The sequence below is a fragment of the Hymenobacter tibetensis genome (genome assembly GCF_022827545.1).
Classification (GTDB): Bacteria; Bacteroidota; Bacteroidia; order Cytophagales; family Hymenobacteraceae; genus Hymenobacter; species Hymenobacter tibetensis.
Genome location: NZ_CP094669.1, coordinates 3,982,932 through 4,009,796, shown reverse-complemented (window position 1 = coordinate 4,009,796; position 26,865 = coordinate 3,982,932). Strand labels below are relative to the sequence as shown.

25 protein-coding genes are annotated in these 26,865 nt (G+C 58.0%); 10 read left to right on the top strand and 15 right to left on the bottom strand.

Going from position 1 to position 26,865, the window contains the following annotated elements; all coding sequences use genetic code 11:
- Positions 1-32 precede the first annotated feature (32 nt).
- The 6 genes from MTX78_RS16030 (at position 33) to MTX78_RS16005 (ending at position 7,284) form a co-directional block, all read left to right on the top strand.
- Positions 33-2,228, top strand: a complete 2,196-nt coding sequence (locus MTX78_RS16030; protein WP_243796300.1) for a TonB-dependent receptor — start codon at positions 33-35, stop codon at positions 2,226-2,228.
- Positions 2,229-2,516: 288 nt separating this feature from the next.
- On the top strand, positions 2,517-3,218 hold the full coding sequence (locus tag MTX78_RS16025; protein ID WP_243796298.1) for a hypothetical protein: 702 nt from the start codon (positions 2,517-2,519) through the stop codon (positions 3,216-3,218).
- A 119-nt stretch (positions 3,219-3,337) separates the two neighbouring features.
- On the top strand, positions 3,338-4,429 hold the full coding sequence (locus MTX78_RS16020; protein ID WP_243796293.1) for a sensor histidine kinase: 1,092 nt from the start codon (positions 3,338-3,340) through the stop codon (positions 4,427-4,429).
- A 132-nt stretch (positions 4,430-4,561) separates the two neighbouring features.
- Positions 4,562-5,701 (top strand): alkene reductase, encoded by a 1,140-nt coding sequence (locus MTX78_RS16015; RefSeq protein ID WP_243796288.1) that lies wholly within the window; start codon positions 4,562-4,564, stop codon positions 5,699-5,701.
- Between the two features lie 174 nt (positions 5,702-5,875).
- On the top strand, positions 5,876-6,661 hold the full coding sequence (locus MTX78_RS16010; RefSeq protein WP_243796283.1) for a LytR/AlgR family response regulator transcription factor: 786 nt from the start codon (positions 5,876-5,878) through the stop codon (positions 6,659-6,661).
- A 98-nt stretch (positions 6,662-6,759) separates the two neighbouring features.
- On the top strand, positions 6,760-7,284 hold the full coding sequence (locus MTX78_RS16005; protein ID WP_243796281.1) for a hypothetical protein: 525 nt from the start codon (positions 6,760-6,762) through the stop codon (positions 7,282-7,284).
- Here MTX78_RS16005 and MTX78_RS16000 read toward each other — a convergent pair.
- The 6 genes from MTX78_RS16000 to MTX78_RS15975 all read right to left on the bottom strand — a co-directional run bounded on the left by MTX78_RS16000 (position 7,281) and on the right by MTX78_RS15975 (position 11,760).
- Positions 7,281-8,069, bottom strand: a complete 789-nt coding sequence (locus MTX78_RS16000) for a LytR/AlgR family response regulator transcription factor (protein ID WP_243796280.1) — start codon at positions 8,067-8,069, stop codon at positions 7,281-7,283. The genes MTX78_RS16005 and MTX78_RS16000 overlap by 4 nt on opposite strands.
- 36 nt (positions 8,070-8,105) lie before the next feature.
- The gene (locus MTX78_RS15995; RefSeq protein ID WP_243796278.1) at positions 8,106-8,603 is read right to left on the bottom strand and encodes a flavodoxin family protein; all 498 of its coding nucleotides are present in this window, start codon (positions 8,601-8,603) and stop codon (positions 8,106-8,108) included.
- Between the two features lie 35 nt (positions 8,604-8,638).
- Positions 8,639-9,124 (bottom strand): DoxX family protein, encoded by a 486-nt coding sequence (locus MTX78_RS15990; protein ID WP_243796276.1) that lies wholly within the window; start codon positions 9,122-9,124, stop codon positions 8,639-8,641.
- Between the two features lie 31 nt (positions 9,125-9,155).
- On the bottom strand, positions 9,156-10,190 hold the full coding sequence (locus MTX78_RS15985) for a sensor histidine kinase (protein ID WP_243796268.1): 1,035 nt from the start codon (positions 10,188-10,190) through the stop codon (positions 9,156-9,158).
- Positions 10,191-10,405: 215 nt separating this feature from the next.
- Positions 10,406-11,269, bottom strand: a complete 864-nt coding sequence (locus MTX78_RS15980) for a hypothetical protein (protein WP_243796267.1) — start codon at positions 11,267-11,269, stop codon at positions 10,406-10,408.
- Between the two features lie 41 nt (positions 11,270-11,310).
- Positions 11,311-11,760, bottom strand: coding sequence for an ABA4-like family protein (locus MTX78_RS15975; protein WP_243796265.1), 450 nt, complete (start codon positions 11,758-11,760; stop codon positions 11,311-11,313).
- A gap of 168 nt (positions 11,761-11,928) precedes the next feature.
- Here MTX78_RS15975 and MTX78_RS15970 point away from each other — a divergent pair, with 168 nt between their 5' ends.
- Entirely contained in the window at positions 11,929-12,651 is a 723-nt protein-coding gene (locus MTX78_RS15970; RefSeq protein WP_243796264.1) for a hypothetical protein, read from the top strand.
- A 650-nt stretch (positions 12,652-13,301) separates the two neighbouring features.
- Here MTX78_RS15970 and MTX78_RS15965 read toward each other — a convergent pair.
- Together MTX78_RS15965 and MTX78_RS15960 are read right to left on the bottom strand one after the other, a co-directional pair.
- Positions 13,302-14,438, bottom strand: a complete 1,137-nt coding sequence (locus MTX78_RS15965; protein WP_243796257.1) for an AMP-binding protein — start codon at positions 14,436-14,438, stop codon at positions 13,302-13,304.
- Positions 14,439-14,464: 26 nt separating this feature from the next.
- Complete coding sequence (locus MTX78_RS15960) at positions 14,465-14,977, bottom strand: hypothetical protein (protein ID WP_243796255.1); 513 nt, start codon at positions 14,975-14,977, stop codon at positions 14,465-14,467.
- 96 nt (positions 14,978-15,073) lie between these two features.
- Here MTX78_RS15960 and MTX78_RS15955 point away from each other — a divergent pair, with 96 nt between their 5' ends.
- Entirely contained in the window at positions 15,074-15,289 is a 216-nt protein-coding gene (locus MTX78_RS15955; protein ID WP_243796254.1) for a hypothetical protein, read from the top strand.
- Between the two features lie 91 nt (positions 15,290-15,380).
- Here the strand turns inward: MTX78_RS15955 and MTX78_RS15950 are convergent, their stop codons facing one another.
- The 7 genes from MTX78_RS15950 to MTX78_RS15920 form a co-directional block, all read right to left on the bottom strand.
- On the bottom strand, positions 15,381-15,788 hold the full coding sequence (locus MTX78_RS15950; protein WP_243796252.1) for a DUF1810 domain-containing protein: 408 nt from the start codon (positions 15,786-15,788) through the stop codon (positions 15,381-15,383).
- A 332-nt stretch (positions 15,789-16,120) separates the two neighbouring features.
- On the bottom strand, positions 16,121-16,540 hold the full coding sequence (locus MTX78_RS15945) for a hypothetical protein (RefSeq protein WP_243796250.1): 420 nt from the start codon (positions 16,538-16,540) through the stop codon (positions 16,121-16,123).
- A 134-nt stretch (positions 16,541-16,674) separates the two neighbouring features.
- Positions 16,675-19,011, bottom strand: a complete 2,337-nt coding sequence (locus MTX78_RS15940) for a S9 family peptidase (RefSeq protein ID WP_243796248.1) — start codon at positions 19,009-19,011, stop codon at positions 16,675-16,677.
- Positions 19,012-19,203: 192 nt separating this feature from the next.
- Entirely contained in the window at positions 19,204-20,028 is an 825-nt protein-coding gene (menB, locus tag MTX78_RS15935) for a 1,4-dihydroxy-2-naphthoyl-CoA synthase (RefSeq protein ID WP_243796242.1), read from the bottom strand.
- Positions 20,029-20,161: 133 nt separating this feature from the next.
- Positions 20,162-22,108, bottom strand: a complete 1,947-nt coding sequence (menD, locus tag MTX78_RS15930; protein ID WP_243796240.1) for a 2-succinyl-5-enolpyruvyl-6-hydroxy-3-cyclohexene-1-carboxylic-acid synthase — start codon at positions 22,106-22,108, stop codon at positions 20,162-20,164.
- 99 nt (positions 22,109-22,207) lie between these two features.
- On the bottom strand, positions 22,208-23,461 hold the full coding sequence (locus tag MTX78_RS15925; RefSeq protein WP_243796232.1) for a chorismate-binding protein: 1,254 nt from the start codon (positions 23,459-23,461) through the stop codon (positions 22,208-22,210).
- Complete coding sequence (locus MTX78_RS15920) at positions 23,461-23,904, bottom strand: hotdog fold thioesterase (RefSeq protein ID WP_243796230.1); 444 nt, start codon at positions 23,902-23,904, stop codon at positions 23,461-23,463. Before MTX78_RS15920 ends, MTX78_RS15925 begins: the two co-directional genes overlap by 1 nt.
- A gap of 83 nt (positions 23,905-23,987) precedes the next feature.
- On the opposite strand from MTX78_RS15920, the gene MTX78_RS15915 reads away from it, so the two are divergent.
- Together MTX78_RS15915 and MTX78_RS15910 are read left to right on the top strand one after the other, a co-directional pair.
- Entirely contained in the window at positions 23,988-24,602 is a 615-nt protein-coding gene (locus tag MTX78_RS15915) for a histidine phosphatase family protein (RefSeq protein WP_243796224.1), read from the top strand.
- A 375-nt stretch (positions 24,603-24,977) separates the two neighbouring features.
- A complete protein-coding gene (locus MTX78_RS15910; protein ID WP_243796222.1) occupies positions 24,978-26,735 on the top strand; it encodes a pyruvate dehydrogenase complex dihydrolipoamide acetyltransferase in 1,758 nt (585 codons plus the stop codon).
- The last annotated feature ends 130 nt before the right edge of the window (positions 26,736-26,865 follow it).

Here is a 26,865-nt window from a genome sequence, read left to right as displayed (position 1 = left end):
TCACATTTGAGCATCACTTCGCTGTTACCGCCATGAAACGTCTGCTACTCGCGCTGCTCTTGCTGCTGGCCTCCACCTTGGGGCTGCGGGCCCAATCCACTACCATGCTCAGCGGTACCGTCCGCGACGCAGCGGGGCAGGCCCTGCCGGGCGTGAACGTGTTCCTGCGCGGTACCTTCGATGGTACCAGCACCGATACGCTGGGCGCCTTCCGGTTCGAGACGCAGCAGGCCGGGGCCGCTACGCTGGTATTGAGCTTGTTGGGGTATCAGCCGCAGGAGTTGCCACTGGCTTTGAACGGGCAGCCACTGAAGCTGAGCTTGAAGATGAAGGGCACTCCGCATGCCTTGGGCTCGGTGGTGGTAACGGCTGGCGCCTTTGAGGCCAGCGACGAGAAGCGCTCCGCCGCCCTCAACACCCGCGACGTGCAGACCACAGCGGGCGCGTTAGCCGACGTAGCGGGCGCCCTTAACACGCTGCCTGGCACCACCAAAGTAGGAGAGGACGGCATGCTGTTCGTGCGTGGTGGGGCCGCCAATGAAACCAAAGTGTACATGGACGGCCTGCCTGTGCAGAACTTCTACGCCGGGTCGGTGCCCGCCGTGCCCGCCCGCGGCCGGTTTTCGCCCACGCTGTTTCGGGGCACGGTGTTTAGCACTGGCGGCTATTCGGCGCTATACGGGCAGGCACTGTCGGGCGTGCTGCTGCTGAACTCCACGGACTTGTCGCAGGAAACGCAAACGGGATTATCGGTAAGCAACTTGTTTGTGGGAGCTTCGCGCACCAAGCGGTGGGAGCAAACTTCGCTGGATGTATCGGCCGATTATACCAACCTGACGCCTTACACCGGGCTGATACCGCAGAATGTAGAGTGGGTGCAAGCGCCCCGCTCGGGCAGTGGGTCCGTCAAGTTGGCCCACCGCACCGGCCAGGCCGGGATGTTGAAAGTGTACGGCACCTGGAGCGCGCAACGCCTCACCATCCGGCAGCCTAGCCCCGAGCCCGTCGGCCAGCAAACGGTAGCGCTACAAAATGGCAACGGCTACCTCAACACCACCTTCCGCAGCCCCTTGCGCCGCGGCTGGAGCGTGCAAACCGGCGTGGCCCTGTCGCGCGACGACAAAGACGTGCAACCCGATACGCTGCGGCTGCGCACCCTGGAGCAAGCTCTGGTAGGCCGGGTGGTGCTGACCAACGACTCGGCGGGCTCCCGCTGGAACCTCAAGCTCGGAGTAGAAGGCGTAGGGCAACAAGTAACCCAACAGTACCAGCCTCACGTCATCGACGCCGACACTCGGTACGAAACCAGCTTCATCGAAAAGCGGGCGGCTGGCTTCGTGGAATCAGACTTCCAGTTGAGCGACCGGCTGGCGGGCCGGGTTGGCGGCCGGGTGGAGTATTCGGCGCTACTTGGCAAGGCTAATGCTGCTCCCCGCCTGGCCCTGGCTTACCAAACCAGCGAGAATAGCTCGGTGTCCGGCGCTTACGGCCGGTTCTACCAAACGCCTGACAACAGCTTGCTGCTGGTGCAGCCTAGTCTGCGCTTCGAGCAAGCCACGCATTCGGTGCTCACCTATCAATACAACCACGACGGCAAGCTGCTGCAAGCAGAAGTGTACCGCAAAACCTACAACCACCTCACCCGCTACGACGGCCAGGATCTGCGCAACGCCGCCACCTACGACAACGGCGGTACCGGCTACGCCCGCGGCCTCGACGTGCTCTGGCGCGACCGGAAAACGGTGAAGAACCTGGAGTATTGGGTAAGCTACGGCCTCCTCGACACCCGCCGCCAATACCGCGCCGACCCCGTAGCTGCCGTGCCCACCTTCGCCGCCCGGCACAACGTATCGGTAGTCGGCAAGTATTGGGTACCCAAACTCAATACGCTTTTTGGGGCCACCGCCTCCTATGGTAGCCCCCGCCGCTACCACGACTACAATCAGGAAGGCTACAACCAAGGCGTACTGCCCACCTATCAGGATGTTAGCCTGAATGCCAGCTACCTCACCCGCCTGTTCGGCCAGTTCACCATCGTCCACGTCTCGGCCTCCAACCTGCTCGGCCGCCAGAATGTGTACGGCTACCGCTACGCCAGCACCCCCGCTGCCAGCGGCCAGTTCAACCGCGTGGCCGTGACACCCACCGCGCCCCGCATGCTGTTTGTGGGCGTGTTCATCTCGATAAACAAGAAAAACCCTGGCGACGTGAACGAGCGGCCCGAGTAGCGGGACCTCACCCCTAGTCCCCTCTTCTTGGGGAGAGGGGGAACTAGGAAAAGCTAGCTCTAAAAAGTAGTGAGGCACCTTCCCTACGGAAAAGAGCCAATAAGGCAACTACAAATAGGAATTGGTCCCCCTCTCCCCGAGGAGAGGGGGTGGGGGGGTGAGGTCCCCGGCACTACGCTTCATCCACCTCATTCGACGCTTCGGTAACAGCAACTTTCCGCCCTGCCCGTGGCCGCACACCTTTACAGCAGTCAACCACAGTAGTCCACTCCACTTTCTTTCCAGCTCATGAAAAAGCCCCTGCTCGCCCTCGCATTCTTCGCCGCTTCGTTTGCTGCTACGGCGCAAACCTCTGCTCCGGCAACTCCTGCCACAGCCGCTGTTGCTGCCGACGCGTACACTAACATGATGGTTGCCACCATCAAGGAATTGCAAAGCACCAACGACCCGGCTGCCACCCAGCAAGCTATCAGCAAGTTCGAGCGTGCGGCTACCGTAGCCAGCAACGATTGGCTGCCGCGCTACTACCAAGCGTATGGCTACGTGCGGCTCGGCTTCGTTGCTAAAGGCAAAGACCAGCAGGACAAGTACTTCGACCAGGCCCAAACGGCGCTAGACCAAGCCCGCGCACTACCCGCCGCCGATGCTTCAGAAATAGGCGTGATGCAGGCCTACCTCTACCAGGGCCGCATCATGGTGTCGCCGATGACCCGGGCGATGCAATACACGGCTATGGTAGGCGAAAGCTTGGGTGAGGCGGAAAAGGCAAATCCGCAGAACCCGCGCGTGCATCTGGTGCGCGGCAACGATTTCAACTTCCGGCCCAAGATGTTTGGTGGCGGCCCTGAAGCTGCCAAGCCGCACTACCAAAAAGCGAAAACCTGCTTTGATACCTTCAAGCCCGCTTCCAGCATTGCCCCCGACTGGGGTAAAGGCCAACTGACTAGCCTGCTCAAGCAGTACGACACCGCCGCCGTAACCACCAAATAGCAGCCAAGAGGAATCTACCAGTTGCCAGGTGTAAGTTCTTCCACCTGGCAACTGGTAGCGGCCTTCACCGGCAACTCACAATTTCCTTATACTTGGCCAGAAACTTCACCGCCTCCGCCATGCCTGACTTCACCCCCGGCTATTTGCCCGACCAACGCTCCTGGGCGACGCTGCGCAAGACGCTACGGTCGTTGCTGGCGGTTTGCTTGAGCGTGAGTGTGGTGCTGTCGGCGTTGAACGACTGGAAAAACTGGCCCATCACCTTTGCCTACACCACCGTGTACACCATGGCACTGTGGCTGGCCAACGGCTACGGGGTAGATTGGCTCAACAAGCGCATGTCGTGGACAGACCGGCCGCTCCGCCGGCTGGTGGTTACGCTGCTGGTTTCCTTGACCGGGTCGTTGGTGGTGATTGTGGGCGTGCAGACGGCGTTTACTGTCTTGTATTGGCACGAGCCTCTGGGGTCCCTTTTTCGGTCGAGCAACCGGGGCAATTTTGTGGTGCCGCTGATTGTCACGCTCATCATCTCGCTGTTTTTGCATAGCCGCTCGTTTTTGCTGCAATGGCGCGAAGCGGCCATCCGGGCCGAACGGGTGGAAAAGGAAAACGCCGTGGCCCGCCTCGATTCTCTGCGCCGCCAGGTGGACCCGCACTTTCTCTTCAATTCCCTGAACGCCCTGACTTCTCTCATCGAAGAAGAAGACCCCGCCCGCGCCACGCGCTTCGTTCGCCAGCTCGCGAAGGTGTACCGCTACGTGCTCGACAGCCAGGAACAGGAAGTGGTGACGCTGGCTGAGGAAATGCAGTTCGTGGAAGCCTACGTGTTCTTGCAGCGCACCCGCCTCGGCGACGGACTGGAGGTGGAAATAAATCTGCCGCCAGCTGCCTACTTAGACCAGCTGCTAGTGCCGCCGCTGGCTGTGCAGTTGCTGGTCGAAAACGCCCTCAAGCACAACGCCACCAGCCAGAAGCAGCCGCTGCGCATCAGCATTAGGTTGGACGTGGCCAGCCAGCAACTTACCGTGCGCAATGCCCTGCGCTACCGCCGGGTGCCCGACGGCGAATCGACGGGCCTGGGGTTGCAGAACTTGTCGGCGCGGTATGCCTTCCTGACTTCCCAGCCACTGACCGTGCACAAGACGGAAGCAGAGTTTGTGGTGACGCTGCCGGTGTTGACGCTGGCAAGCTCTCCAATTTTTTCAAGCTGAGGCTTAGCGCTTAAGCAATAGAAGCATGGGCAAACAAGAGAAAGATTCAGTGAGATAAAACATTCATAAACTTGGATTGGTTGTAGGCAATTGAATTGCAAGAAATATAACCCGCTTTTCAGCTACCCAATCATGAGTCAGGAATCAACCTTGTTCACCTCTTTTCAACTAGGCCCGCTGAGCTTGCCTAACCGCTTTGCCATGGCGCCCATGACCCGTAGCCGGGCCAACAACGATGGCAACGTGCCTACCGATTCAACGGTGGAGTACTACGTGCAGCGCGCTTCTGCGGGCCTCATCATTACGGAGGGCTCCCAGATTTCACAGCAAGGCGTGGGCTATATCTACACGCCCGGCATTTATTCAGACGCTCAAGTGGCTGGCTGGAAAAAGGTAACGGACGCGGTGCACGCGGCGGGTGGCCGCATTTTTATGCAGCTGTGGCACGTGGGCGCTATTTCGCACCCATTTTTCCACAATGGTGGGCTGCCCGTAGCTCCTTCGGCCGTGCAGCCCACGGGCGTGAAAGCCTTCACCGGCAGCGGTATGGAAGAAATTCCAACGCCGCGGGCCTTGGAAACGCACGAGGTGAAAGCAGTGGTGGAAGACTTCCGCAAAGCCGCTGAAAACGCCAAAAAAGCTGGGTTCGATGGGGTGGAAGTCCATGGTGCCAACGGCTATTTGGTGGACCAGTTCATCCAGGACGGCACCAACAAGCGCACCGACGAGTACGGCGGCAGCGTGGAAAACCGCGCCCGTTTCGCGCTGGAAGTGGTGGAAGCAGTAGCTGGCGTGTTTGGCGCCGACCGCACCGGCATCCGCCTGTCGCCAACCGGCCGGGTAGGTGGTATCAACGATTCCAACCGCTTAGCTACGTTCAGCTACGTAACCGAGCAGCTTAATAAGTTTGGGTTGGCATACCTACACGTTATCGAGGCGCTGCCCGGCCACAGCATGGCGGTGGAGCCCGGCCAGGAGCCAGTAGGCCCAGCATTACGCAAGATTTTCAAGGGGCCATTCATTTTAAACGGTGGCTACACGCAGGAAACCGCCGAAGCTGCCCTCGCCAACAACGAAGCCGACCTGATTGCCTTTGGCGTTCCGTTCATTGCCAACCCCGATCTGGTGGAGCGTTACCAGCGTGGTACGGCCCTCAACAACCCCGATCAGGCAACGTTCTACGGCGGCGACGACCACGGCTATATCGACTATCCTTCGCTGGAAGAAGCAACAGCTTCCGCCACCCAGGACATCGACCAAAGCAAGAAGTAAGCAGCACGCTGCCGATTAATGAGTGAATACAAAGCCAGCCGCTACCAAGCGGCTGGCTTTTTTGTGCCGCTTTATTAGCTGCAAAAGCGGGGGTAGTACGTTTTGTTGCGCTACTTTCCAGAACTTGCTACCCTTGGCCGCTTCTAGCTCTGTACCTACTTCTCTCCGCATTTTATGCCGCAACCCTTACGTGCCCTCATTATAGAAGACGAACCGCTGGCGGCCAACCGGCTGGCTGGGTTGCTGAGCAAGCAACAGCCGGCTCTTGAAGTGGTGGGCAAAGCAGAGTCGGTGGCGGAGGCCGAGGCGTTGCTGCAGAAGTTGCAGCCAGCGCCCGACGTGCTGTTTCTCGATATTCATTTGGCCGATGGGCTGAGCTTCGAGCTGTTCGAGCGAATGGAAATCCGCAGCCCCGTCATCTTCACTACGGCTTATGACAAGTACGCTCTGCGCGCGTTCAAGGTGAACAGCGTCGATTACCTGCTCAAGCCCATTGACCCCGAGGAACTGACGGCGGCTCTCAGCAAGCTGCACCAGCTGCGGGCAGCGGCCACGCCCACCTTCGATGCGGCGCTGCTGGCGCGGGTGCTCCAGCAGGCGCAACCGGCCAAGGAGTACAAGGCCCGGTTCGTGGTGCGGGTAGGAGAGCATTTGAAAGCCATTCCGGTAGAGCAGATAGCCTACTTTGCCAGCCTGGAAAAAGTAACGCTGCTGCACACCCGCGAAGGCCGCCGCTTTGTGGTCGATTACACACTCGAGCAGCTCGAGCAGCTACTCGACCCCACCGAGTTTTTCCGCCTCAACCGCGCCTACCTGGCCCACGCCGAGTCCATTCACGACATCATTCACTACACCAACTCCCGCCTCCAAACCATTCTCAAACCCACCGTACCCGAAAACGAAACCGTGCTGGTAAGCCGCGAAAAAGTGGCCGCTTTCAAAGCATGGCTGGATAGGTAAGCGCTGCCATGATGATTTCTGCACCCGTCCGTCGTTTGGCGGCGGTAATTTCCTGGGTAGGGCACCCGCTGCTTACAAGCACAGCGTTTGTATGTTTCATGGCTTGGCAAAAGCTTGACGACGACCCAACGGCCAAATGGAGCCTTGGTAGCGTAGCCACAATGGCGGCACTCATCGGCATCTGGAGCTTTCGTCAAACGTATCGCGGCGCATATTCCAACTTGGATGTGTCGCAACAGAAGGAGCGGCAGTCGTTTTATCCGGTGCTGCTAGTGGTGCTGGGGCTGGCTACTGGCGTTCTGTTTTGGCAACAGGCGGGGCTAGTCCGGTACGGCCTGCTGACGGCTTGGCTGTTGCTGTTGACGTGCTACGTAATCAACTTTTGGCTGAAAATCTCGCTGCACGCAGCATTGTCATTCTTTTTGGCCTGCGTGGTGCTGTACATGTACGCTACGTGGGGCGTGCTGGCCTTGCTTCTAGCAACAGTAGTAGCAGCCTCGCGGTTGGTGCTGCAGCGTCATACGGTGCCGGAGCTGGTGGCAGGTGCCCTAGCTGGCGTAGCGGCCGGGGGCGGACTGGTTTGGTTTCTGGCCCACGCCACCGCCAACGGCACGGGTAGCTAGCCTTCCAGCCATTGCTTCACTGCGTTGGCCTTCTCCCGGCTTATTAGGACTTCCTCAGTGGGGGCAGGGTGCAAATCGAGCAGCAGCTTGCCGTTGAAGTGCGGGTGCAAACGCTGTACGGCCGGCAGCTGCGCGATGAACTGACGGTTGAGGCGAAAAAACTGGCTTGGGTCGAGCAGGCTTTCCAGTTGTTCCAACGTATAATCGACCACGAAGCGGCGGCCGTCGGTGACAACGAGGGTGGTGTTTTCGTGGCGGCTCTGAAACCACGCTATCTGCCCAACAGATACAGGCAGCAACTGCTCGCCGCTACGAACCAGAAAGCGTGTTTTGTATTGCCGGTCGGGGCGAGGGAGGCTGTCGAGAAGGCGCTCGAGGCGCTGGGCTCTGTCGTCGGCTACGCTGGCAGTTTGCGGTGCAGCCACGGGGCTGCGCCATTCGCGCAGCTTGGTAAGAGCCGCCTGCAACTCCGCCAGCTTCACAGGCTTCAGCAAATAGTCCACGCTGTTGGCTTTGAAAGCCCGAATGGCGTAAGCGTCGTAAGCGGTGGTGAAGATGACGGGGCTGCGCACCACGGCCTGCTCGAACACCTCCAAACTCAACCCATCGGCCAGTTGGATATCAGACAAAATCAGGTCGGGTGCGGGGTTGGTAGCCAGCCACTTCAGGGCACCCGCTACGCTGTCGAGTACGGCTAGCAGGTGCGCCTCGGGGCATGCTTCCAGCAACAGGCGCTGCAAACGCTCTGCGGCTGGATATTCGTCTTCAAGCAGCAGAACGTTCATGCGCGGCAGCGAGTTAAGAGTTGAAAAGCGCGTTGCTTAGCACAAAGCACTGAGTTGGTGCGCGAACTGGCGGGCCTCTTCCTCGGGAAAGGGCTGCTTGAGCGACTGGTACAAGCTGCCTTCAAACGTCATTTTGAAGTACTCCGCTGTCCGCCGAAACGGCACCTCAAATCCCTCCGGCAATTCTCGGTCGGAGCCTACGGCGAGCAGAAACGCGTGCTTGCCGGCCAACTGGCGGCCTAGCTGCTTTTGCATATCCGTAAGGTTCGTAAACCGGTCGAAGAACTGCTTCATCACCCCACTCATGCTGTACCAGTAGACCGGCGTTGCGAAGACGATGACTTGGTGCCCAAGCATGAACTCAGCCACCTGCTGAAAAGCGTCTGCTGCCGGATAATCGTTCTGGTAGTTGTAAGGCACCACCGGCCAATCCAGCAACTCCACGAGGGTGTGCGGAATGTCGGCTAGCACACGCGCCACCAGGCGGTGCGTGTCGCCAGCTTGGCGGGCGCTACCAAGGAAAACCAAGGGCACAGTGGCGGCAGATGCAGGTAAGAACACGGCGGAGGCTAATAAGAAAGGCTCGCGAAGGGGAGAGTTGCAGGCAAGTGCACGCTAAAATACCAGGTCCAGGCAATGAATAATAGCTGCAACGGAATCCGGAACCACAAGTAGCGCGGGCCGGGGCCGTCGGTGGTGGCCTTTTGGTAGTTGATGTGGTGCATGGCGGCGTAAATGTTGCCGGGCAGCACTAACACAAAAAACGCAATCAGCAACCACCCCACCAGCGGCCGCAAAGCCGGTACGAGCAACCCCATGGCCGCTGCTAGCTCCACTACTCCTGTAAAATACACCCACGCTTTCCGGCCGGGCAGCCACTCGGGCAGCATTAGCACCATGCCGTTGGTGAGGGCGAAATGCGCGGCGCCCGTAAACAGCAGCATGACGGCCAGGGCTACGTTGCCAGCCAGCAAGAAATTCAGGCTGCCCCCAAACAAGCGGGTGGCGCCCAAGGCCAGCAGGAAAGCGCCAAGCAAGACGAATAAGGGTTTCATAGACGTGTAGTAAGAAAAGAATGAGCGGCGCTTATTCGGGCAACAAGGGCAGCTGCACCCGAAAAAAGCCTTTATCGGCTGATACAACCACGGGCTGTGAGGCTTGCAGCAACTGGTAGCGGTGGCGCACGTTGGCCAAACCCATGCCTGTGCTGGGAGCTAGGCCGGCGGTACGTGGGCGCAGCGTGTTTTCCACCGTGAAGTAGCTGCCGCTTATATGAGCTGACAGGCGCAACTCCAGCGGAAAGTCGCGCGAGGCTACGTTGTGCTTCAAGGCATTTTCCACCAGCAGTTGCACGCTCAGCGGCGCTACGCGGGCTCCCAAGGCTGGGGCTGGCACATCAACGGTTATGCGCAGATTGTCGCGGAAGCGGACTTTGTGCAGCGCAAGGTAAGTGTCCACGAAAGCCAGTTCTTCGGCCAGCGGCACGGTAGGTTTGTCGCGGGTGAGCAGTACGTAGCGGTACACGTCGGCGAGCTGCTCCACGAACTGCTGCGCTTGCTTGTTGTCGGGTTCAATCAGGGCCGACAACGTGTTGAGGGTGTTGAAGAGGAAGTGTGGGTCGAGCTGGCTTTGCAGGGCTTCCAGCTGGCTTTGGGTTCCGGCTGATTGCAACTGCTCGGACCGGCGTACGTTTTGCTCCCATTGCCGAAAGAAATACAAGGTTTCGTAGAGCGTCAGGACCGCTACCGTAGGAAATAGGTTGAAGAAAATGCTTGACAGCTGAGACTGAAAATCGAGGTGGAAGTATTGGGGGAGTAGCCAGTGCAGCGGCATCCGCAGCAATACCGTGGCTCCACTCGTACCCAGCACCGAGAGCCCAGCCAGCATCCAGAGCCGGCGTTTGGTTTCGTCGACGTGTGGAAACCGGCGCAGCAGCCAGTGCCAAAGCGTCCGATTGAGCAACCACAGCACCGACGTGAGGTACAAGGAAATAGCCCAGTCAACGATGAACAACGGTAGCGTCCAGGTGCCATGGGATGACGCCGTAAGCAGCGTGATAGCCAAGCTAAGAACGGGGATGCCAATAAGGCGAAGACGATAATCGTTTATGCGAGCCGACACAGGACAGGGAAGTAAAGCCACTTGTGGCGCAACAGCGCCGGCACTAGGCGCGGGTGAAGAAGGTGAATAAGCGCAAAGTACCACCCAAGTGAATGCCACAGGTGAACTGCCCCCGTCAGGACGCTAGCGTGTTTGCCGGCCGCCAGACCAGCCACAACCCCACCAACACCCTAGCCATACTTAAGCGGCCAAAAAGGAGGTGGAAACAGCAGACGCTAACGAGCTGCCCACAGCGGAATCCCCTGCATTGCCTGCCCGTACAGCCACACCGTGCCCGCCAGATACACGAAAGTAAAAGTCCATGTGCCGGCCACTGCCTGCCGGGGCGCATAGCGGGATAGTAGCCAGCCAACCAATGGTAGTGCCTGTAGCGCATGCAGTCCCAAGAAGTGCGCAATGCGCAAGTCGCCGGCGCGGGTGCTCCACCCCACGCCCGGCAGGCCGGGGCCGCCATCAGGAGCGCCTACGGTATGGGCCAGGTGCCCAATCATGGCCCCACCGACTGCGCTGCCCACCAAGAACAGCAGGAGCCCCAGCCGCACTCCCCACACGTAGCTGGCGGGGCCGTGGGGGCGGTGTCGCCACACCAAATACACCGCCCACATAATCAGAACGGTGTTGAGGGCAATAAACACACCCATCAGCCCGAACAGCAGCCCATCGAAGAGCGAGTGTACATTGTAGTGCGACGTAGTGCCGCGGGCCGCTTGTACCACAATGCAGCCAATTTCAACCACAATGGACACTGCTACGCCCCAGCTAATAAGCCGCACCGCCCGTTGGGCCGCCGCTGGCAGATCAGCCAGTAGCCACCCCAAACTCCAAACGTAGATGATATCCGAGAAAATGAACTTGATGGGTTTAATCCAGGGGTTCACGTTCGTAACCAGGCGCTCATCAACGGCCAGAGCAAGCAGCACGCCCGGCAGCAGCAGCATGTGCAACCACCCCGCCCCCGACAAAACACTATTCACGCGGTGCAATACCGAAAGCCACATACGCACTTGCTGCACTACTGACGAACTATTTTCTGGTGTGCTGCTGGCAATAGCAGCAGTGGAAAAGGCTACTGTTTTCATGGCGGATAGTATAAGGGTGAGTGGCAAAAACAAGGGCAGTATCAAGCTTCCAAGGCCGATGCCGGGACCGGGTACCAGCGCCGAAGCAAGGCATACAGCAAGAGGCCTAGCGGACCAAATAGAAACGTGAACAGCAGGCACGGCACCAGCAATAGGTGCGGTACCCCACGGCGGCGGGCATCCAGGCTTTCCCAAATGCCAATGCTTAGGTCGAAACACAGGTAGTGCACCCAGCCCGCCAGCAAGGCCCACGGGTCACGGAAAAGAGCAGCCACGTCTTGCAGGGAACTGAACCCGCCCTCGCTGGCGTGGTCGCCTACGTAATGGCTGCCTATCAGCACGACGTACGCCCCGGCCAGGAGCAGCGGCAGCGCCCCACTCAAAACTAAGCGGCGTGTAACCAGCCAGCGTGGGGCCAGTAGCAGCAACGCCCATCCAAGCATGGCAACCGGATTGGCGAAGGCAAACAAGGTATCAGGGGTGACAAGCATGAGGGTAGTGCTGAGATGATGCATCTAAACTACTAGCCTTGGGGCGCCCCAACACGGGCAAAAGAGGTGAACCGGCGAAGGCGAGCGGTGAACCGCAGTATCGGGTTGGGTGAACCGCAGGCAAAGGATAAGCTACCACTTACCCGTATCTGGGTTGTACCTTGCGCCGTGATACTGTGGTTTCAATATACTTGGCGGCCGGTTCTGGCAGCTTGGGGGCTGTGGCTGAGCGGACTCGGTGCGGCCCAGGCAGCGGCGTGGCCCGCGGAGAGTGGCCTGCCCCCCGACAGCGTAACCGTGCGGATGCCGCACCGTCGGCCGGTTTTTCAGTTGGATATTCGGAATGCTATTGTCAACCGCCGCTTCGTGTCCATTCCGGGGTTGAAGTTAGGAATCGAGTGGCGCGGACGGCTACGAACCGGAATCGGGGTTTATCTGCTCAGTAATGGCATTCCTTCGCGCCAGCCCATCCCGAACGAACTGCCCGCAACTACCACAGCAGAACTGCGCCTGCGCTACGTGGCCGGCTACGGTGAGTACGTAGTGCTGGGCAACCCCCGCTGGGAAATAGCCACTCAACTTCAGCTAGGCGTCGGCAAGACGTACGCCCGGTACACGCTGCCTGATGGCAGCGGCATTCGTTCTCCGAAACGAGTTATTTGGCTGGTTGAGCCTTCCTTGGCCGCTCAAATGCGGATTTTCCGTTGGATGGGCCTGGGTACGGGCCTAGGCTGGCGGCAGCCGTTCTTGGTGAACAGCCTCACGCAGCGCGAACTGAACGGCCCCGTTTTCTACGGCCGCGTCAAGCTTTCCCTCGGCGACCTGTATAAGGTAATGCGTGGCCGACAGCGCCTTTTCACCCAACACGGCCTGCGCCGCGCCGACTGGTAGCTTGTGGTGTGGCGTGCTACTATAAGACGTTAGCTACGCTAGGCGGCCCAAACGTGTAGTAGCTCCGCGTGAGCCAAGCGCAACGGTGGGGTAGGGCGGGGGTCCGGGCGGGTGCTATTGGCGCGGCCCAATGTAAAGCCCGCAACGAAAGCCAGTAGTAAAAGCCAAGTGAGTAGATATGCTTTCATCTAAAACGTAAAGAGCTCCTTCTTTGCAACGACCTGATATAAGCCAGCAGCTAGCCGTTTTCATGTCGTGTAGTTGTGAACTTATGCTGTATTATTGATAAAGGTGTTGACGTCGTCAAATGAGTATAATATAGTTACAGTGGCTCATAATTATAAAATGAAGCTGCTATAAAGGATATAATGCAATATAAACAATGATAATAGATCAAGCTATAAATTGGACGAAGTAAACAATGTGGCAAGTAGGTATTACGCATTCAGGAGCACAAAAAAACTGCCCGTGAGATTTCCGAAGAAAGCCTCACGGGCAGTTAGAGCCGAGCTATGCTATACGATAGAGGGTGGTCTTACCTGAGTTGGTATAGAGATAGTTCCTACAAGAGCCCTACCGCTGGTGAAAAGCGGCAAGTCATCTGTTTTCAAGCATTGCGTAATGTTGCGCGCGTCGTTGTTGGGTGTTGTTTATTCTTCGGTTTCGGTGGATGCAGGTAAGCCTTGCAGAGTAGCCCGCCGATTGAGCTTGCCAGAATCGGTGGTGCGGAACTCGCCAATGTACACCAGCTCGCGAGGACGCTCATACTTTCCTAAGCGCTTGCGAAGCAAACTTAGGAGCTGTTGCTGCTGCTCTTCTGGCAGTGGCTCGCCTTCCAGATAAGCGGTTACCTGCTCGCCCAACCGCGCATCAGGCCGACCAGCCACAAACACCCGGCGTGACGGCAACTCTAGCTCCATCAGGGCCACTTCTAGCACCTGTTCCACTTTTTCGGCTTGCACCTTCACGCCGCCGCTGTTTATCACAAAGTCAGCCCGGCCCAGCCACTCAAAAGTATGCGCGTCCAACAGCTTCACTCGGTCGTTGGTACTGATCAGCTGGTCGTCGGTGACGTCGGCTCGCACGGTGAGGCAACCGCGGGCATCCTGGTCTATGTGAATGCCGGGCAGCACGCGGTAGGCCGTAGTGGGTTTCGAGCCATTGAGGCGGCGCAGCGCAATGTGGGAGGCCGTTTCGGTCATGCCGTACGTGAGGTACACGGGCACTGTAAGCTGCCGGATTTGTTTCGCCAGACCAGAGTCCACGGCGGCTCCGCCTACTAGAATGGCTTTCATCTGGTTGAGGCGCAGGGCGTGCCCGGCGGCCAAAACCGCCCGCAGCTGCAAGGGCACAAACGAGGCAAACGTGAATTCTGCCTCGGCCGGCACCAGCGCAAAAGGGTCGGCCTGGGGCTCCACGATGGTGAGGTGCATGCGCCGCTCAAAGCCGCGTACTAGCATCATCATACCGCCCACAAACTCGCAATTAAGGCACACCAGCATCCGGTCACCGGGGCCTAGGTCGAAGTAGTCGCCGGTGCGGCGGGCCGAGGCTTCCAGCTGATGCCGCTTCATGAGCACGGGCTGGGGCTGACCTGTGGAGCCGCTAGTGTGCAGGGCCACATCTTGCGTGCCGTTCAGCCATTGGCGGCAGAAGTCGAGAACTTTGGCTTCGTAGCCGTTCAGCTCGAAGGGGGTGGTGCCGGGGTACTGTTGCATGTCGGCATAGCGGAACTCGCGGCCATTAAGCAGCAGAGAATCAGGAAGCAGGTCGGAAGAGGATGCCATCAGTGAAAAAGAAGTGATACGTACGCTTAGCTAAGCAGCCACCGCTGATACGTTTTGGCCGAAGGTAGGGTCAGAATCGAAAGCGCCCCCAGCAAAACACCCACCGCCACCAGATCCAGCGGTGCCCGCGTGAGTACGTAGGAAACCAGTAGGGGCAAGGCCAGCAAGCTTAGCAAGCTGTTGCGCAGAAACACCCGGCTCTGGTACACCCGCAAATTCTGTTCGGCCGGGCGCCGCAGGTTGGGCTGCATCCGACGGGCCACCACGTACAGCAGCACCCCCAGCAAAGGAATCAGCGCGCCGAGCAGCAACAGTATCGGCCACGAAGCCAGCTGCGGCTGTGGGTCGCTGCCGGCGGCGGCCCGGCTACCGCCTGCTAGCACTACGCCGCCCATGAGTAGCGTCTGCGCCAAATAATGCAGCCAGTGCCGCCCCCGAATGCGCCGGATGGTTTGGTGGAATTCAGCGTCGGTCATTGCGTAGCGAAGGTCAGTGGTAGTGTGGCCGGGTAGCCCACCCAGCAACAACCTGTTTGGCATACGGAAATTCCTTCGGAAAGGCAGGAAAACCCAGATGCGCTTGACATTCTGTTTATTAAAAATGTATCTTAAGCTGCTTACCAACCTCCCACCACCATGAAGCCCACCGCCCAAAGCCCGTTTGTTGGTGCCCGTACCTTCGTGTTCCGGCGCTACCTCACCCTTCGCTACCAACTCACTTCGGCCACTAATGTAGCCGCCAAAGCCGCCCATCGGGCACACAAGCTGCACAAGAAAGAAATGAAGGATGAGCGGTTGCGCAACTTCTTTGGCTGGTGCGAAGGCTGCATGGCCTATAGCTCGATATTTTGATGTTCAGGATATCTCCGCTACAACAAAAGCGCCACCCCCTTCAGGATGGCGCTTTTTATTTGATGGAAGTCAGAGGATTCGTTGAGACGCGCTACTTACCAAGCAGCTGCAACGTTTTGCGGTCCTTCTCGCCGCTGTAGAACTTGTCCAGCACTGCTTGGAAAACCGGGTCGGCGTTTGGCAAAGATCCAAATAGCGTCATCGAGGATTGGAGCTTCATATCATCGGGGCTGCCCAATATCTGGTACGGGTCGTTGCTGGCTAGTGCAAGCAAGGCACGGCTGATGTCTACTAACCGGCTTCCTAGCACCGGATGCTTCAAAAACGCCTCAGCTTCCTGCTCGTCTTGTATAGCGTAAAACTTCGCCGTCTCACTGAACCCCAACCCCTGGATTTGGGGAAATACATACCACATCCAATGGGTTTGCTTGCGGCCTCTTTTTATTTCTGCCAGCGCATCGCTGTAATTTCGGGCTTGTGCGTCTATGAATCGTTGCATGAGTTCTTTACAGGTATTTACTATTGTGATTTATACTCAGAACTGATTGATAAAAATAAAAAGCTATCTTTTATGAAGATAAAGTATGTATTAAGTTATGAAAATATAAAAAATATGTACAGTAATTAAAAGTAAAGTCATAGCATCGAAATTTCGATACTTGGCCTTAGTATAAGGGTTCAAAGTATGCCGTTACTAATGTTAATTCAATTTGGATATCATGGTACATGTAAGAATCCTTGATTTTTTTGGCTAGTGTTTACTATACATACTTATGTAAGCCTGTATTTAGTAGCTTCGGCTTTGTGAGGCTACTATTGGGCGTAACATGGTCAGGAGGCAGCATCGCCTTTGATGCGTTCTTTGTTGTCAGTTTCAAGCAAAATTTCGTAAGCAAACCCCGTAGAGTCTAGCATTGCAACGATGAATTTCTCTGACTCTTTTTCATCATACCCTTGAAAATCATAGTGGAATAAGGCGAGTGCTAGCCAAGCACACTCCTTATGGTTTTCGGAAAAGTATTTATTATCTAAATCTTGGTTAGGAAACAATTCAAACCAAGTTCCTTTTTCCTTATTCAAATTCCAATGAAACTGCTTGATTCTGTATGGGAGTCGAGCATCCAGCATACTTCCTTTGTTCACGGTGGAAGTAGTTCTATTAAATTGTGCTAGATACCCCTTAATTGCTTTAAGTATATTTTTTTCGTCTTTATAGCTGCATTTTATTCCGAATAGTACTTGATGTTTCATATAGCGCACTTCTATCTGTATTGACGAAGTATACCTATTCCATCAGTTTACTTTCAGTCCGCAAATGACCTTCGTCAACACAACCAATAGTAGCTGTATTGACGAAGGTTGACTAGATGGCAACGATGCTTTCCTCACTGAACTACGTTGCGCGGGTCGGGCTTGGCGGTCATTTCGTAGTCGTGGGGCGGCTGCATGCCGGCCAGGTGTTGCACGAAGTAGTCCCAGCGGCGGCGCGTCATGTAGGGCGAGTAGGCGCCGTAGCCGTGGGCGGCGTTCGGAAACACCACTAGGTCGTAGCTCTTGTTGGCTTTGGTGAGGGCCTCCACTACCAGCATCGTGTTGTAGGGCGGCACGTTGTCGTCCATTAGGCCGTGGGCCAGCATCAGCTTGCCTTTGAGGTTTTTAGCGAAGGTGGCGTTGGCTTGGTTGTCGTAGTTGGTGGTGCCGTCGGGGTTGGGTTTAAGCAGCCCGATGTAGCGCTCGGCCCAGTCGTCCTCGTAGTTGCGATTTTCGTGGTTGCCTGATTCCGAAATACCCACTTTAAAGAAGTTGGGGTAGCGGAACATAGCTGCCGCCGTAGCGTAACCGCCGCCCGAGTGGCCCCAAATGCCGGCCCGCTCCAGGTCGATGTACGGGTACTTCTGCGCCAGCTGCCGCATACCAGTCACCTGGTCCGACAACGTGTTTTCGGCCATGTTGCCGTAGCAGACATCGTGGTAGCTCTTAGACCGCAGGGGATTGCAGCTGCCCTCAATCACCACCACCACAAAGCCCAGCTCGGCCAGTGCCTGGTGGTCGCTGCGGGCCGCCGAAAACGACCAGTTGCCCACGCCGCCACCCTGTGGCCCTGGGTAGATGTAGTTGATAATCGGGTATTTCTTGGCTGGGTTCAGCGTCGTGGGCGTGAACATTAGGCCGTACAGGTCATTCTTGGCGTCCTGGTCTTTCACCGTGATGGGCGTGGGCGCCTTCCAGCCGGTGGCCGTGAGGCGCGAAATATCGGTTTTCTCGAGAGTCGAAACGAGCTTGCCGTCAGCGGCGCGCAGTACCGTTGCGCCCGGTTTGTCGGGCTGCGAGTAGGTATCCAAGAAGTAGCGGCCTGAGGGTGTCAGCGTCACGTGGTGGTTGCCGGCCTCGGGGGTGAGCAAGGTTAGGTTCTTGCCATCCAGCCCGATGCGGTAGAGGTGGGTGAAGTAGGGGTTGCCTGGCTCGCGCCCATCGGCCAGGAAATAAAGCTGGCGCTTCGCCTCGTCTACTTCCAGCAGTTGCGTTACCACAAAATTGCCCTTCGTAATCTGGTTCTTCACCTTGCCATTGCTGGCATTGTAGAGGTACAAGTGGCCCCAGTTGTCGCGCTCCGAGTACCAGATAACTTCCTTGCTTTTGGGCAGGTAGCGCCAGTTAATAGCTCCCTGGCCTGATTCATACTGCGTAGCGACGGTTTCCTCGAACACGTCGCGCACCGCGCCGGTGGTGGCATCGGCCACGCGCATCTTCTCCTGCTTGTGGTCGCGCGAGGTTGACACGAATGCCAACTGGCTGGCATCAGCGCTCCAATCCACGTCGTCGAAGGTGCCGCTGCTTGAAATATCATCCGACAGGGAGCCGCGGTGCGGGTCGGGTGGCAGCTGCAAGCGCACCACTTTCGGGTTGCTTACTTCCACAATCACCCGCTCAATCATGGCAATGTCTTTGTCGCCGGGCAGCGGGTACTTCCACGACTTGAGAGTGGGGTGGCCGATGTTGGTGGTCACCAGGTACATGTCGCCCACAGCGCGCTGGTCTTGCCGGAACGTGGCGATTTTGCGCGAGTCAGGCGACCAGCGCAAAATCGGCCGGTCGCTGTGGGTCCAGCCGGCGTTGTCGGTGGCGTAGCCGTAGTCCTTGGCCCCGTCGGTGGTGAGCTGGGTGGATTGGTTGGTTTTCGTGTCGCGCACCCACAAGTTGTAGTCCTTGATGTAGGCGGCCAGCTGGCCGTTGGGCGACTCAATTTCGTTTTGCGCGTTGGGGCTAGGCTGGGCGGCGGGTGCTGTGGCGGGGCTTAGTTGCTCGCTAACCAAATCATACTGCCAGTTCTTGCCAGCGGCGGCAAACGAAATCGACTTTTCATCGGGCGAAAACGCAAGGTCCCGGAATGGTAGCCGGCTGGCCTGGTACGTTTTACCGCTGGCGGTGGAGAGGGCCGCTGCCAGTTTGGCGTGATTGAAGGCGGCAGTGCGGGTTTTGCGGGCGGGGTCCACTAACACAAATTCGGCGCCCTGGGCGGTCAGCACGCGGTACCAAAACCGGTCGTTGGCCAGCCAGTGGGGCTGGCCGGCGCTGCCATCAACTAGCGGTTGGGTGTTGTAGCCCATGAAGCGCTCGGCCCGGGCGTAGTCTTGGGTGGTGAGGGCGGGCAACTGCTGGGCCAAGGTGGCAACTGAAATGAAAAAGGCAGTTGCGGTGAGGGCCAGTAAATACTTGGGCATAGGCTTGGCAGGAAATAGGCTAAAAGTCGGAATTATTAGGAGCCTAAGGTATCACGAAATACGCGACGGAGCGTTCTTCTTGCTTGGCTGGCGCGAGCCTATTTCTTTGAAACGGCTCGTCTTCCTATCAATAAAAAGAGGTTCCATACTGCTGTATGGAACCTCTTGCGGAAAGCTTGCCAGCGTGTTAGCTCATGGAAACTTCGGATACTTCGAGAAGTCGGGCTTGCGCTTTTCCAGGAAGGCGTTCTTGCCTTCTTTGGCTTCCTCGCTCAGGTAGTAAAGCAGCGTGGCGTTGCCGGCCAACTCCTGGATGCCTGCCTGCCCATCCAGTTCAGCATTGAACGAGGACTTCAGCATGCGCAACGCCAAGGGGCTTTTCTCGAGAATCTTGTGGCACCACGCCACAGTGGTCTCTTCCAGCTGATCGAGCGGCACCACTTTGTTCACGAGGCCCATATCGAGGGCTTCCTGCGCGTCATACTGGTCGCAGAGAAACCAGATTTCGCGGGCTTTCTTTTGGCCGACTACGCGTGCGAGGTAGGAAGCACCGAAACCGCCATCGAACGAGCCCACGTTAGGGCCAGTCTGGCCGAAGCGGGCGTTGTCGGCGGCAATGCTTAGGTCGCAGACCACGTGCAGCACGTGGCCACCCCCGATGGCCCAGCCCGCCACCATGGCCACTACCGGCTTGGGGATAGAGCGAATCATCTTTTGCAGGTCCAGTACGTTGAGGCGGGGCATGGCATCATCACCAACGTAGCCACCGTGGCCCCGGACGCTCTGGTCGCCGCCCGAGCAGAAGGCCTTGCCTCCTTCCCCGGTGAGGATGATAACGCCGATATCGGTGCGGTTGCGGCAGATGTCCATAGCCTCAATCATCTCCTGCACCGTGAGGGGCGTGAAGGCGTTGTGCACCTGCGGGCGGTTGATGCTGATTTTGGCGATGCCGCCAGCTTGCGTGAAGAGAATTTCGCGGAACTCCTTGATCGGGGTCCAAGTGATTTGTTCGGCCATACGTCTGAAAATGATGTAAAGAAGGAAGGCCGTCCTGCTGCGCTTGCCGAAGCCGCTCTATTGCTTCGCTGAAAGAAAATAGGCGAAGCAGTGGAGCTTCGACAGGCTTAGCAGGACGTTCTGATATAAACCATTAAGATGGGAAACCGGCTTTTACCGCGGCCCGGTATTGTTCGAAAAATTCGGCGTTGGTCTTGCTGTCAGTGCTGATTTCCAGCAAGGCTGCGCCCGTTTCGGGTGCAAAGAAAACCGGTAGCGCCGACTCTAGCTCCGCGAACGACGAAACCGGGAAATACTGTAGCTTGAAATCCCGCGCCGTATTCTCGGCGGTCAGCAGCTGGTGCGTCTCGAAAAACTCTTCTAGCTCGGGCTGTTGGCGCGGTCCATCAATCATGCGGAAGATGCCGCCGCCGTGGTTGTTGAACACAACCACCCGCAGGTTGGGCGTCGGATAGTTGTGCCAAAACGCGTTCCGGTCATAGAAAAACGCTACGTCGCCCGTCAGCAGTACCACTGGCCGCTGTGGCTGGGCCAGTGCCGCGCCTACCGCCGTGCTGTTGCAGCCGTCGATGCCGCTGGTGCCTCGGTTGGCAAACACTTCCACTTGCTTGCCCACTGGCAACCCCAAGATATTGGCGTACCGGACCGCCATGCTGTTGGCGAGGTGGAGCGCCGTCTGGTCGGGCAGGAGCTGTAGGCAGTGATGGAAGGCCGTAAACTCGTTGAACGGCTGCTCGAGCTGCTGCATGAACTGTTGTAGAAAGCTTGTCGCCCATGATTCAGCCGCTAGCCATGATTTCAAATAAGCTGCTTTAACGGAAGCTTCTTCACCGGGTAGGGGCTCAATTGCCGGCCACTTTAGCTGCGGTGTAGCAAGATGAGTGGAGACAGAAGCGACACGCGTGGCGTCCTGCGCCACCACGTGGCTGGGTGTGACTGAGTAAGTAGTCGAACCGCCCGCATTCGTGGTCACGCTAGGAACCGAACCTAGTATAAGACCTTCAGTGTCTCTGATACTGCTAGGCGAATCATGCGGCTCTTCGGCCAGCAATGCGCCAAAGAAATCTGTGGGCTCCATGCGCACAAGCTTAGTGAGCGACTGGAACGTGTCGGCCTCCACGCCGGCGGCTTGGATGTGCCAGTGCTGAGTGGGTTTCGTATTGCGCAGGTAAAGCTTCAGCGACTTCGAGATGAGCGACTTACCGAAGGTGATAAGCAACTCTGGCTTTAACGCCTCCTTCAAGCCGGGCTCCTGCACCGCCATGAATACGTCCTGGTGGCCCAAGGGACGCAAACGTTGGTCGTAATCAGAAACTACGGGCAAGTGTACGTTGGCAATCAAGTCGCCGACCACCGGCACCTGCCAGGTGGCCGCAAAACGATGCAACGCCAGCAGTAGCTCGGTGTCAGCGGGTTGCTGACCGGCAACCACTAACACACGACTAGCGTTGCGGAGGGCTTCACGAAGTTCTGTAAGCACAGCGCTAGGCAGTTGGGGGCGGCTGGGTAGTTCCCGCGTCACTTTCACGTTCTGCTCGTACTGTATTTCCTCGCCGGCCTTCGGGTAGAAGGGCTCCCGCAGTGGCACGTTCACTTGTACCGGGCCGGCAGGGCCAGCTTGCGCCAGCTTGATGGCCTCGTTCACAATGCGCGCCGAATGCCACTTGGCATCGGTGTGCGATGTATCGGCCGGAAACTCGAAGGCACCTTTGGCGTGGGCCCCATACAGGTTGTGCTGCCGAATGGTCTGGCCGTCGAGCTGGTCTATCCATTCTGGCGGCCGGTCGGCGGTGAAAATTACGAGCGGAATGTGCTGGAAATAAGCTTCGGCTACGGCGGGTGCGTAGTTGAGGCCGGCCGTGCCGGAGGTACATACCAACACCACTGCCCGCTGTTGGGCCTGCGCCATGCCCAACGCAATAAAGGCTGCGGCCCGCTCATCGGGCACCACCCGCACCGTTAGGTTGGAGTGGCGGGCGAAGGCCAGCGTCAGCGGGGCCGAGCGAGAACCCGGTGACAACACCACATCCGTAATACCGTGCCGGGCGCAGATTTCAGCAATATTATGAACAGCCTGCATAAAGTAACTGAGTGAGAAAGTAACGAAGCAAGTAACTGAAGAGGTGGCTGCGTGATAACAGTTGCGCCATCTGTCTGGATAGACCCTTCAACGGTTTATTCAGTTACTCGACGTAGTCATTGTGTGGAGCACGGCCCCCATGGTAGTCAACTTTAGCTCTGTTTCCTGCCATTCGCGGTCTGGGTCGGAGTCCACAGTGAGGCCGGTGCCAGCGTAGAGGATGGCCTCGGTGGGGCGCAACTGGAGGCAGCGAAGATTTACGTACAGGCGCGAGATGCCGGCTGTCGGCAAGTTCACCGGGCCTAGAAAGCCACTGTAATAGGCTCGGTCGTAGCCTTCGTGCTGATATAGAAAATCCAGGGCTGCCTGCTTCGGCATGCCACCTACCGCAGAAGTAGGATGTAATAACCGCAACATATCGGTGCCCAGATTGGGGAACGGCACTTGGCGCAGATTCACTTCGAAATCGGTGCGTAAGTGCAACAGCTCGCCGGCCGCCACCGTGCGGGGTCCGGTTTCATCGTATTCACGCAGCCGAAGCTGTTTAAAGCAGTTTACAATGTAGCGTGCTACCAAAGCTTGCTCCTCGATTTCCTTTTGCCGCCAGATAGCCGTGTTGGGTACCTGGCTGGGAATGCGGGGTTGCGTACCAGCCAGCGCCATTGTCCGGAATGTGCCGTCGGGGGTCACCTCGGCCAGCACTTCGGGCGTAGCGCCCAGCCAGGTGCCCACGCCCGGCACGCTCACCAACGATACAAACGCCTGCGGATATTTTTCGCTTAGCTCCGCAAAAGCCGCCAGTGGGTCGAAGCCAGCCGGCAGCGGATAGCGGGCCGCTCTCGACGATACCACTTTCACTACGGCCTTGGCCTCAATAGCGGCTACGCCGGTGCTTACCAGGTGCGTGTACTCGGCCCGAGTGGCGGTGTGTGGGACGGGTTGCGTGCTGTACGGCCACGCCAACTGCTCAACGGGTGCGGTGGTCAGCCAGGCCGTGAGGGCCGGGACAAGCGAGCGAGCGGCCGGCGCTACGGTCACGGTGTCAGGGCGGGCCGCATCGAAGCACACGTCGGCGGGTAGAAATAGGGCCGGGTTGTGGTCGGAGTCGCGGAAGGGAAAGAATGCAAAGCCCGCTGGGGCGGCAGCATCCAGCGCGGGCGGCAGCCCCGTGTACGCATCTTCCAGCGTACGCGCCACCAGCAAGCGTGGGTGCGAAGCACCGGGCTCACGCCACACGGCGAGCGGCCGGCTGGTACGCAAAGCACCCGCTGCCAAGTGACGCAGCCGGGCCATGGCGCTTGGGCCTACCGCCGCCACTGGCCACGCCAGCTGCCGGAGTTCGTTGGGTGGCATTAGGCAGGAGTTGAACTGGCCGCGGGCAGATCGATAACGGCCATGGTAATGCGGCTGATGCACACCAGGGCGCCGGTTTCTTCGTGCGTGATGCGGATTTCCCACACCTGCGTGCTGCGGCCCACGTGCAGTGCCGTCGCATGCCCCACCACGTAACCCGATTTCACACCTTTTAGGTGGTTGGCATTGATTTCCAGCCCTACACAAGCCTGTTTGCGTATGTCAACCTGCAGGGTCGCCCCGATGCTGCCCAGCGTTTCGGCCAAGGCCACGGAAGCACCGCCGTGCAGCAGCCCCATCGGCTGGTGGGTACGGTGGTCGACGGGCATGCGGCCGGTGATGGTTCGCTCGCCCACCGCCGTTATCTCGATGCCGAGATGTTCGCCTAGGGTGTTTTTTGCCCACGCATTAATCTGAGCAGGGTCGGTAGGGAGCTGTGCCATAAGCGTCGAAAAAGCGAACAAGTAGGCCTCTACGGCCAGAAAACGGGTACCTTTAAGGGATAAACAGCAAAGCTAGCCGGAAAGTGAGCGTCAAAAAAATATACCTGGTCCGTCATGGCCAGACCGACTTCAACGTGCAGAACATCGTGCAAGGCAGCGGTGTTGATTCCGACCTGAATGAAAAAGGCCGCCAGCAGGCTGAACAGTTCTTCGCGGCCTACCGCCATCTACCGTTCGATAAAGTGTATACGTCGGTGCTGCGCCGTACCCACCAGTCGGTGCGCGGATTTCTAGAGCTGGGGTTGCCCCACGAGCAACACGCAGCCCTCAACGAAATCAGCTGGGGCGTACGCGAGGGCACGCGCATCACTCCCGAAGAAGATGCCGAATACCAAGGCGTGCTCGACCAATGGAACCGGGGCGAAACCTTCGCGCGCCTCACCGGCGGCGAAAGCCCCGATGAAGTAGCTGCGCGGCAGCGTCCTTTTATAGAACTGTTAAAAAGCCGGCCCGAAGAGGAAAACGTGCTGATCTGTATGCACGGCCGCGCCATGCGTGTGTTGCTCTGCCAATTGCTCAACTACCCCTTAACCCGCATGGACTCCTTCGAGCATCGTAACCTGTGCCTGTACAAGCTGCACTACACAGGCTCGATGTTCACTGTTCGCAATTTCCTGGATGTCACGCACCTAGAGTAGCGTCGGCCAAGACGTGTGAGTAAGGGTAGCATGCTGGGAATGAGCTGCTTGTTCTGGCTTACAAGGTGCCGAGCCAGAACACTAGGCCGCCTGTTTATGTAGGGCACTACGTGAACAGGTGCTGCCATCTAGAAAGCGGAAGCCTTCAGCAGCCCAGCCACTTCTAGTAGGCAGGTAAGTTCGCTATCCGAAAAACATTGATGACCTTGGCTCGTGCTGCTACAACAGCACGAAAGACCAGGGATATTTGTGCCTGCACAACCCTGATCTTCTCGATACGGTATCCTACACACAACAACCCTAATTGCCCAGCGGTTTGCACCGCCGGATTTTCGGGCTAATTTTGACGCCCACTCATTTCAACCGCAGAAGCAGATGGCCGAGATCATAAAAATGCCCAAAATGAGCGACACAATGACGGAAGGCGTCATTGCCACTTGGCTCAAGAAGGTAGGCGACAAAATAAAATCCGGCGACGTGCTGGCCGAAGTCGAAACCGATAAGGCCACGATGGAGCTGGAAAACTACGAAGATGGTACCCTGCTCTATATCGGGCCGAAAGAAGGAGAATCTGTGGTAGTGGATGGCATTCTGGCCATCGTTGGTAAAGAAGGCGAAGACTTTTCGGCCTTGCTGGCTGGTGGATCGGGCGGTGCCGCCCCGGCAGCGGCTGAGGCACCCAAGGCGGAAGCCGCTCCCGCACCTGAAGCTCCGAAAGCTGCGCCTGCCGCACCTGTGCCGGCTGCTACGCCAGTTTCTGCCCCAGTAGCTGCCGCGCCTGCCGCCGCAGCTGGCAACGGCAAGAAAGCCACCGTGGTGCGCATGCCGAAGATGAGCGACACCATGACCGAAGGCACCATTGCTTCCTGGCTGAAGAAAGTGGGCGACAAAGTGAAGTCAGGGGATGTGCTGGCCGAAGTGGAAACCGATAAGGCCACGATGGAGCTAGAAAACTACGAGGATGGTACCCTGCTCTATATCGGTCCAAAAGACGGCGAAGCCGTAGCCGTAGATGGCATTCTAGCCATCATCGGGGAGGAAGGCGCCGATGTGCAGGCCCTGATTGGCGGACAGAGCGGCGGTAGTGCTGCCCCAGCCGCTGATGCTGCTCCTGCCGCTACTCCAACCGAAAATGCCCCAGCTGCCGCTGCTCCGCAAGCCGCTACCACCACGCAACCTGCTGGTGGCCGCCTGCTAGCCTCGCCGTTGGCCAAGAGCATTGCCAAAGACAAAGGCATCGACCTGAACACCATCAAAGGCTCGGGCGAAAACGGCCGCATCATTTCCCGCGACCTGGAAAGCGCGCAGCCAAGCGCCGCTGCTGCCCCAGCCGCCGCACCTGCTGCCCAGCCCGCCGCTCAACCCTCCTCCGAATACATCAAAGCGGCTCTGCCCGAGCAGCAGCCCCAGGCCGAAGCGCCGAAAGCCGCTCCAACACCCGCTACGTCTTCGGCCGACTACACCGAGACGCCGGTTTCGCAGATGCGCAAGGTTATTGCCCGTCGTCTGTCCGAGAGCTTGTTCACGGCGCCACACTTCTATCTGACGATGGAAATTGTGATGGACCGCGCTATGGAAGTACGCACGCAGCTCAACACCTTGTCGCCGGTGAAGCTTAGCTTCAACGACTTGGTGATTAAAGCCTGCGCCGTGGCGCTCAAGCAGCACCCCGCCATCAACTCCTCGTGGCTCGGCGACAAAATCCGCCAGAACAAGGTGGTGAACATTGGGGTAGCCGTAGCCGTGGACGAAGGACTGCTCGTGCCCGTAGTGCGCAATGCCGACGGCAAAGGCCTCTCGACCATTGCTACCGAAGTGAAAGAACTGGCTGGCAAGGCGAAGAGCAAGAAATTGCAACCGTCTGAGTGGGAAGGTAGCACCTTCACCATCTCCAACCTAGGTATGTTCGGCATCGACGAATTCACAGCCATCATCAACCCACCGGATGCCTGCATCCTGGCAGTGGGCGGTATCAAGCAGACGGCCGTGGTGAAAGATGGCGCGCTAGCCATTGGCAACATCATGAAAGTGACACTCAGCTGCGACCACCGCGTAGTGGATGGCGCCACTGGCGCAGCCTTCCTGCAAACGGTGAAAAGCCTGCTCGAAGATCCAATGCGCATGCTCATCTGATAGAAGCCGACAGTACACCTGTCTGAAAAAGCCAGTCCGCAAGGGCTGGCTTTTTTTATTTATTGCTTTATTGTGAAAATAAGATGTTTTCCCGCCCTGCTCTGGCCTTTCGGCTTTCCTTCACTTCTTT